A 7,498-nucleotide genomic window follows, 5' to 3' on the forward strand; every position below is an offset into this window, starting at 1 on the left:
GGGGCGCGCGAGAGAGTCTTGGGTCAGGCTCCTAGCCGTCGTTCAGCCGCTGGAACGCGCCTCCGTGCGACACCAGTGCGAGAAGAGCGCGATCTCCTTCTCGTCGTACGGCGTGCCGTCCGCGTGGAGCAGATCGTGGTGCCAGCGCGACTTCGCAGCCGGTCCGTCGAGGATCGGCCAGGGCAGATGCGTCTGCGTGCGGCCGTTCACGAGGCCCCAGTGGAAGCAGCCGATCCGCTCCGCCGCGAAATACGGCAGGTGTGTCTCGGGCACTGACCCCAGACTTCGCGCCAGCCACTCGGTGCACATCAGCGGCCGCCCGAGACTGCGAAGCTGCGCCACCTGGCGGGCGAGCGGCTCGAGCGAGAAATAGTTGTGGAAGCTCACGAAGTCGGAGAGCTCGAGCAGCCGCGCCTCGGTCGTGGGCCAGTCCCGGCTCCACACGCCGCTGCTGAGCGGCTGCTCGGGCCGCTCGACGCGGGCCCAGCCGAAGCACGCCTCGGCGAGCGCGACGCTTCGCGGCGCGAGCGCGCCGCGCGGATCCGGCCCGACCCTGCGCGTGAAGACCGCCTCGTTTCCGGGCTCGTTGTACAGATCCCACGCCAGCACGCGCGCGTCGTCGCGAAAGTGCGCGACGACGTCGCGCGTGTAGCGCTCGAGGTCCGGCCAGCGCGAGCGATCGCGCACGACCTCGCGCCCCGGGCTCGCCGCCGCGCCGCTGTTGTGGACGCCGGGAATCGGCTCGTCCTGCGCGCCCAGGTACGGCTCCCGCCCCGAGAACGCGCAGTCGTCGAAGAGACACAGCATGGTGCGCAGGCCGCGCCGCGACGCCGCGCCCAGGAAGCGGTCGATTCGCGCGCGCAGCCCGGACGCGTCGTGTCGCCAGACCAGATACTGCAGGTTCGTGCGAATCGCGTTCAGTCCGATCGCTTGCGCCCAGTCGAGCTCCTGCTCGATCGTCGGCAGGTCGAAGCTCTCCGCCTGCCAGAGCTCCGTCCAGTTCACCGCGGTTCGCGGCAGATAGCTCGCTCCGACGATCCACGGCTGGCGCACGTACCACTCGGCGATTCGCTCGATCGGCCACGGCCCCACGCTCAGCCTTCCTTTCCGCTGGAGCCGGGGATGATCGCCCGGCCCGACGCGAGCTCCGCGCGGAACCAGTCGGCGAATCCGCGCGCCAGCAGCCATTCGATCCGGTCGCCGCGCCAGACCACCTTCTCGGCCTCGTACGGCGACGCGCCGGAACCGAACTTCTCCGCCAGGCTTTGCTTCAGGTGCTCGAGATCCGCGCGCACGACGGGAAGCGCCCGCATCTCTCGGTTCCAGCGCAGAGTCTTCGGAAACGGGTCCAGCGCGACGCCGAGCAGCCGCAGCGACGAGACGTGCGGGAACAGCGCCAGGTCCGCGATCGAGAGCGCGCCGCACACGAAGCCCGCGTCGCCGAGCGCGCTCTCGAGCCGCGCCAGGATCGACGTGAGATCGCTGCGCCCCGCGTCGAGAAGTCCGGACGGCGGAGCGTCGGCGCGCCGGTGCGTCGGCCAGGCCCAGAGCGAGACGTCGTGGATGATCGAGTCGAGCTCGGTGTCGGCGATCCGCTGCCAGGTCCGCGCCTTCGCGCGCAGCGCGGGCGACGCCGGCAGGAGCGGCGGAGTCGGAAAGCGATCCTCCAGGTACGCCGCGATCTCGGACGAGTTCACCACCACCGTCTCGCCGTCGACGAGCACGGGAACCTCGGCGCGCGGGTTCACGCGCAGCAGCCGCTCGTGTTCGCCCACCGCCAGCGCGTCGACCGACTCGTACTCGACGCCCTTCTGCTGAAGCGCCATCCGCACCTTCCGCGCGAACGGGCTGAACGGGTTGTCGTAGAGCGTGATCAACGTGCCCTCCAGATTCTCGTGGTTCTCACGGCTCGTCGGATTCGAGGCGCTTGCCCATGCTGACGACGTCGTCCTCGACGTAGCCGAGCCGGTCGTAGAAGGCCACCACATCCTCGTTGCCGCGCCGGATCTGCAGGTTCACCTTCGGGCAGCCGAGCTCGGCGAGGCCCTTCTCGGCCGCAGCCATCATCGCCCGGCCCAGCCCGCCGCGTCGGAGCCCGGGGTCGACCGCGAGATAGTTGATCCAGCCGCGGTGGCCCTCGTAGCCGGCCATCACGCTCGCGACGACGCGACCGTCGACGACGCCGACCAGGAACAGCTCCGGCTGCACGCGGAGCTTTCGCGCAATGTCCTTGCGCGGATCGTTCCAGGGACGCAGCAGGCCGCAGCGCTGCCAGAGCGCGATCACCGCATCGGAGTCGGTCTCGGCGAAGCGGCGGATCTCCAAGACTTCCCGCTTCAGGCCGCCGGTTCGCAGACGAAGATCGGGATCTCGCGCTCGGTGCGCGCGCGGTACTCGGCGTACGGCGCGTAGTGCGCGTCGCAGATCGGCCAGAGCGCGGGCTTCTCATCGGGCCGCGCCAGGCGCGCGCGGAGCTTCATGCGCCGGCCGCGATGACTCACTTCGATCTCGGGGTGCTTCACCAGATTCCCGTACCAGACCGGGTTCTTCGGCGCGCCGCCCTGCGACGCGACCAGAAGCACGCCGTCGCGATGCGGCACGTACATGAGCGGGATGGTGAGGATGCGCCCGCTCTTCGCGCCCTTCATGGTGACGAAGCAGACGTCGTCGCCCGAGAGCGTGTTGAACAGACGGCCGCCGCTCGATCGGTGCAGGAGCACGTGCAGGCGCGTCACGGTCTTCAGGATCCAGCGCGGCGGCGGCGCGCCGCGCCCGGCTGGAGACTTCGCGGGCTCGCTCGCCATGGTTTCCTCCTCGTTCCGGCATGTTCGCGCGCGAGCCGCGCCTTTCCAAGCCGGAATGTTAGTTTGCCGCTTGCGCGCGGCGCGCGAGGGAGGAATCGACGTGGCGAACGCGATGGGTGGCGCTCTTCTGGCGCGGTGTCTGGCGAACGAGGGCGTGCGCTTCGTGTTCGGGCTGCCCTGCCCCGAGCTCGACCCGCTGCTCGCGGCGCTCGAGCCGAACGGAATCCGCTTCGTGCCGGTCCGCCACGAGGCCGCGGGCGTGCACATGGCCGAGGGCGTGTACAAGACCCGCGGCGAGGTCTCGGCCGTGCTCGGCAATCCGGGACCCGGCTCGGCGAACCTTCTGCCGGGCGTGATCACCGCGCGGCACGAGGGCGTCCCGGTGCTGGTGGTCACCGCGCAGCACCGGCTCGGCATCGTCTATCCGTCGCCGCCGTCGACGTTCCAGGGCCAGGACCAGCTCGACGTGTTCCGGCCCAACGTGAAGTGGGGCGCGCCGGTGCTGGAGCGCGGGCGGCTGCCCGAGATCGTGAGCATGGCGTTTCGCGAGATGTGGTCGGGGCGACCGGGCCCCGTGCACCTCGAAGTGCCGATGCCCGTCGTCTACGCGCAGGGCGACGACGCGAAGACGCCCCTGCTCGCGCCCGAACGAACGCGCGCGCCACTGCCGCAGCCGTCGCAGGCGCAGCTCGAGCAGGCCGCGCAGCTTCTGGCCGACGCCGAGCGACCGCTGATCTTCGCGGGCGCGGGCGTCGATCGCGCGGGCGCGAACGCGGAGCTTCTGGCGCTGATCGAGCGGCTCGGCTGTCCGGTCATGACCAGCATGGCCGGCCGCTCGGTGCTGCCGCGCGACCACGCGCTGCACGTGTTCGGCTTCGGCGCGGGCGCCGATCCGATCCGGCGCGAAGCGGACGTGGTGCTCGTGGTCGGATCGCGGCTCGGAAATCTCGATCTGCCCTACGACCGTTACTGGGGCGACCCGGCGCGACAGATGCTGATCCAGGTCGACGTCGACCCGCGACACATCGGTGTGACGCGGCCGATCGCGCTCGGCATCGTCGCCGACGCGCGCGCGACGCTGGCCGGCCTCGGCGAGGCGCTGCGCGGGCGCGGCTTGCGCGCGCGAGATCTCGCGGCGCAAGCCGCGCGGCTCGACGCCGCTTCGCGCTGGTGGCGCGAGCAGACCGCTTCGATCGACGCCTGGGCCGGCGCGGGGATCCATCCCGCGCGCGCGATGCAGGCGATCGGCCGGGTGTTCGGAGGCGACGCGGTCTACACCGCGGACGGCGGCAACACGTCGCTCTGGGCGCACTGGTGCCTGCCGTCCACGAAGCCGCGCTCGTATCACAACATCCTGGAGCTCGGAATGCTGGGCACGGGAATCCCCTCCGCGATCGGCGCGAAGCTCGCCGATCCCTCGCGCGAGGTGGTCTGCGTGACCGGCGACGGCGCCGCAGGCTTCAACTTCATGGAGATGCAGTCGGCGGCGCGCGAGCGACTGAAGCTCACCGTGGTGGTGATGGCCGAGGGCTCGTGGACGATGGAGGAGCCGAACGAGCGCATGCTCTTCGGGCGCACCTTCGGCACCGAGATGGGCGAGGTGCGCTGGGACCGCGTCGCCGAGGGGCTCGGCTGCGAGGGCCTCTACGTGAAGAGCACCGACGAGCTCGAGCCGGCGCTGGCGCACGCGCGAAGCGCGTCCGGTCCGTGCGTCGTCTGCGTGCGCAGCGACCGCGACGCCAACCTGGCCACCCCGCCCGAGCTGCTGCGCCGCTTCGTCGAGGTCTACCAGGGCCCGATCGGCTGAAGCGCCGCTAGCGCGACGGCCGGCGGGGGATCGGCAGGAGCATGCGCACCTCGCGCGTGTAGATCACGTAGGACTGCCCGTGGGCCTTCACCAGGTCGCGCTCCTCGAGCACGATTCCCACCAGGATGTAGCCGCTGGTCGCCAGGCTGAAGAGCAGATGCCCCTGGGTCAGCGTCGGCGCGGCCCAGAACGCGAGCAGGAAGCCGAGCATCAGCGGGTGACGCACGATCGTGTAGAGCCACGGCTGCTCGAACGGAACCGGCGCGTACTCGACGCCGCGAAAGCGCAGCCAGACCTGGCGCAGGCCGAACAGGTCGAAGTGGTCGATCGCGAACGACGAGTAGAGCACCAGCGCCCAGCCGAGCCAGAACAGCGCCCACAGGATCGCGACGGCGATCGCGTTCTCGGTCTGCCAGACCACGCCGGGAATCGGTTGCCAGCCCCAGTACAGCAGCAGGAGCAGCAGGCTCGAAACCAGCACGTACGTGCTTCGCTCCAGCGACTTCGGCACGACGCGCGTCCACCAGCGCTTGAAGCCCGCGCGCGCCATCACGCTGTGCGGGATCGCGAAGGCCAGCAGCAGGAGCACGTCGACGAGCAGGGCCTCGGACGCCGGTCCCGCGATCCCGCTGTCGATCGACTTCGGGACCACGAAGTTTCCGACGAAGCCGATTGCGTAGAGCAAGCTGACCAGGAACACCACGTAGCTCACGATGCCGTAGGCGAGTGCGGCGGCTCCCATTTGACACCTCCCTAACGCGGATCGAGTCGGACGAAGTAGCGCGGCGGAAAGCCGGTCAGGATCCGGAACCCCACGCCGAGCCGGTTGTCGGCGTCGACGCGCTCGTGCTCCGCGCCCGTGGCCGGCACGGCCCGGTAGTCCGCCTTCACGCCGTCGATCGTCGCCGCGAGCTCCGGGTTGGCCAGCACGCGGCGGTACCAGGCCCGAGGCCAGTGGTTCGCGGCGACGTACAGCTTCCCGTCGCTGGCCAGACGAGTGACGATCCGGTCGTGTGCTCTGCCCTCCGCGTCGAACGTCGTGATGAGAATGGTCGACGCGGGCGTGGGCTGGAAGTACCCGAGCAGTGACTCGAACGCGAAGACGATCGCCACGTAGACCAGGATTGCGCCGACGGCGAGCTTCAGAGCCTTCATCGCACGATTCCCCTCGGGTCGGGACGACCGAGCCCATCATGACAGAGGTGCTGCCCCGCTTCTAGATGTTTGCGCCTCGAGCTCCTCGTACTCCGCGATCGTCTCGAAGCCGAGCTTGCGGTAGCAGCGCAGCGCCGCCTCGTTGTCGCGCATGACGTTCAGCCCGATCACCACGACGCCGTCGCGCAGCAGCGTCTGGCACAGCGCCGCGGTCACCTTCGCGCCGAGACCGCGGCCGCGCGCGTCGCGGGCGGTGGCGATGTTGCCCAGCGCCGCCACGCGGTACTCCCGCGAGTACACGTGCACGCCGGCGATCGCCAGCCAGCGATTCCCGTCGCGCACGCCGACGTAGCGACCGGTCTCGAGCATGCGGGGGTCGAACCAGTTCGCGGGATAGGCGTCGCGGTAGAACGCCTCGACGCCGTCGAGGTCTTTGGGATCGACCGCGACGACGCCCGTCGTGTCGGCCGCCGCGACCCCGCCCGTGTCGCGCAGCGCGAGCTTCAGCGCCGGCGTGCGCGAGGTGAGCTCGAAGCGCCGCGACACGCTCCGCGCCAGACCATTCGACAGGTGCGCGTGGAAGCGCGCCGGCAAGCGGCCCTCGATCGCGCGCAGCAGAGACCGCATGGGCGCCTCGGCTCCGGGCTCCGCGAACGCGAGCAGCGTCGCGCCGAAGCTTCCCTCGTAGACCAGGCAGAGCGCCTCGAGCTCGGCTGCGCCCGAACCCCACCAGCGCGTGTGCGGAAAGAAGAAGTCGTCCAGATCACCGAGCTCGTACAGGTGCAGCTCGCGGTTCCTCTGCAGGTACGCGGCCAGGCGCGCGACGTCGCTCTCGGGTGCGGGCTGCATGCGGCGCGTTCAGGAAATCCGCCACGGCGGATTGCGACGATTCTCGCCCGCGCGGTACAGGCAGATCAGATTTCCGGCGGGGTCGCGCAGGTAGGCCTCGCGCCAGAGCCAGGGCTGGTCGCGCGGCTCCGAATCGAAGCGGATCCCAGCGGCCGCGAGCCTCCCCACGGCGCCGTCCAGATCGTCGAGCTCGAAATAGACGACGATGCCGCCGTCTCCGCGAGCCTCCGACACACGGTGCAGCGAGAACGTCGCGTCGCCGACCGGGCACTCGAACCGCGCGTAGTCGGGCGGGTTGCTCACGATCTGGCGCAGGCCCAGCGTCCGATAGAACGCGACGGACTCCGCAAGGTCCCTGCAAGGTACCGTGACTTGATTGAGATTCATCGACGACACTTCCGCGCGAAAGATGGCATGCGTCTATTCGGGCCGCGTCGTGAGCTCACGGCGCCCCCTTGCTCTCGTCCTTCAGCTTCTCCCTGGCCTGCTCTCTCGCGTCCCTGGCCTCGATGAGCAGATGGTAGGCGATGTAATACTTGTAGATGTTGCCGACGTAGGTGACCGTCTCCGCGCCGATCTTCTCGGCGACGACATACTCCACGTTGTGGAACCAGACGTTCGGATCAAGCCCGCGCTTGGCGGCCTCTCTGCGCAGCTGCGATATCCGACCAGCGCCGGCGTTGTAGGAGGCGAATGCGAACAGGGCCTTGTCCAGCTTGGTCATGGGCTCGTCGCCGTAGTAGTGATCCATCATCCGGTCCTGCGGCATAGAGTGTGTATGAGCGAGGGTGAAAGGAGAGCGGCGTACACTCCTGGTTGATGAAAACCAGAACGCTCGTCGAACGTCGACGGGCGCAGGAGGACGCCGCTCGTGATCAGCATA

Annotated in this window: 9 protein-coding genes and 1 pseudogene; 1 reads left to right on the top strand and 9 read right to left on the bottom strand. The window is 69.7% G+C overall.

The window, feature by feature from the left end:
• Nucleotides 1-42: 42 nt before the first annotated feature.
• From FJ108_17235 to FJ108_17250, 4 genes are read right to left on the bottom strand one after another with little or no spacing between them, the layout of a single operon-like run.
• Complete coding sequence (locus FJ108_17235) at nt 43-1,098, bottom strand: 1,4-beta-xylanase (GenBank protein MBM4337634.1); 1,056 nt, start codon at nt 1,096-1,098, stop codon at nt 43-45.
• Nucleotides 1,095-1,988 carry a glutathione S-transferase family protein gene (locus FJ108_17240; protein ID MBM4337635.1) on the bottom strand — a complete coding sequence of 298 codons (894 nt, stop codon included), beginning with the start codon at nt 1,986-1,988 and terminating at the stop codon, nt 1,095-1,097. The genes FJ108_17235 and FJ108_17240 overlap by 4 nt, the downstream gene beginning before the upstream one ends.
• Complete coding sequence (locus FJ108_17245) at nt 1,903-2,325, bottom strand: GNAT family acetyltransferase (GenBank protein MBM4337636.1); 423 nt, start codon at nt 2,323-2,325, stop codon at nt 1,903-1,905. The genes FJ108_17240 and FJ108_17245 overlap by 86 nt, the downstream gene beginning before the upstream one ends.
• Before the next feature lie 11 nt (nt 2,326-2,336).
• Nucleotides 2,337-2,804, bottom strand: a complete 468-nt coding sequence (locus tag FJ108_17250) for a nitroreductase family deazaflavin-dependent oxidoreductase (GenBank protein MBM4337637.1) — start codon at nt 2,802-2,804, stop codon at nt 2,337-2,339.
• Here FJ108_17250 and FJ108_17255 point away from each other — a divergent pair.
• Complete coding sequence (locus tag FJ108_17255) at nt 2,614-4,611, top strand: thiamine pyrophosphate-binding protein (GenBank protein MBM4337638.1); 1,998 nt, start codon at nt 2,614-2,616, stop codon at nt 4,609-4,611. The two genes, FJ108_17250 and FJ108_17255, sit on opposite strands and share 191 nt — an antisense overlap.
• Before the next feature lie 7 nt (nt 4,612-4,618).
• Here the strand turns inward: FJ108_17255 and FJ108_17260 are convergent, their stop codons facing one another.
• The 5 genes and pseudogenes from FJ108_17260 to FJ108_17280 form a co-directional block, all read right to left on the bottom strand.
• Entirely contained in the window at nt 4,619-5,353 is a 735-nt protein-coding gene (locus FJ108_17260; protein MBM4337639.1) for an isoprenylcysteine carboxylmethyltransferase family protein, read from the bottom strand.
• Nucleotides 5,354-5,364: 11 nt separating this feature from the next.
• Nucleotides 5,365-5,766 carry a nitroreductase family deazaflavin-dependent oxidoreductase gene (locus tag FJ108_17265; protein ID MBM4337640.1) on the bottom strand — a complete coding sequence of 134 codons (402 nt, stop codon included), beginning with the start codon at nt 5,764-5,766 and terminating at the stop codon, nt 5,365-5,367.
• Nucleotides 5,767-5,802: 36 nt separating this feature from the next.
• Nucleotides 5,803-6,615 (bottom strand): GNAT family N-acetyltransferase, encoded by an 813-nt coding sequence (locus FJ108_17270; protein MBM4337641.1) that lies wholly within the window; start codon nt 6,613-6,615, stop codon nt 5,803-5,805.
• 9 nt (nt 6,616-6,624) lie between these two features.
• Nucleotides 6,625-7,002: a VOC family protein gene (locus FJ108_17275; protein MBM4337642.1), complete on the bottom strand. Its 378-nt coding sequence runs from the start codon at nt 7,000-7,002 to the stop codon at nt 6,625-6,627.
• A gap of 55 nt (nt 7,003-7,057) precedes the next feature.
• Nucleotides 7,058-7,369 (bottom strand): annotated as a pseudogene (locus tag FJ108_17280) (lytic transglycosylase F).
• Nucleotides 7,370-7,498: the final 129 nt, after the last annotated feature.

The sequence above is a fragment of the Deltaproteobacteria bacterium genome, from assembly GCA_016875225.1.
Taxonomy (GTDB): Bacteria; Myxococcota_A; UBA9160; order SZUA-336; family SZUA-336; genus VGRW01.

Bases quoted from the DNA above. Each gene is read 5' to 3' on its own strand.
- FJ108_17270 (MBM4337641.1), bottom strand. From the start codon at position 6,615: ATGCAGCCCGCACCCGAGAGCGACGTCGCGCGCCTGGCCGCGTACCTG.
- FJ108_17275 (MBM4337642.1), bottom strand. From the start codon at position 7,002: ATGAATCTCAATCAAGTCACGGTACCTTGCAGGGACCTTGCGGAGTCC.
- FJ108_17240 (MBM4337635.1), bottom strand. From the start codon at position 1,988: ATGTGGTGGCCTTCTACGACCGGCTCGGCTACGTCGAGGACGACGTCG.
- FJ108_17250 (MBM4337637.1), bottom strand. From the start codon at position 2,804: ATGGCGAGCGAGCCCGCGAAGTCTCCAGCCGGGCGCGGCGCGCCGCCG.
- FJ108_17265 (MBM4337640.1), bottom strand. From the start codon at position 5,766: ATGAAGGCTCTGAAGCTCGCCGTCGGCGCAATCCTGGTCTACGTGGCG.
- FJ108_17260 (MBM4337639.1), bottom strand. From the start codon at position 5,353: ATGGGAGCCGCCGCACTCGCCTACGGCATCGTGAGCTACGTGGTGTTC.
- FJ108_17255 (MBM4337638.1), top strand. From the start codon at position 2,614: ATGGTGAGGATGCGCCCGCTCTTCGCGCCCTTCATGGTGACGAAGCAG.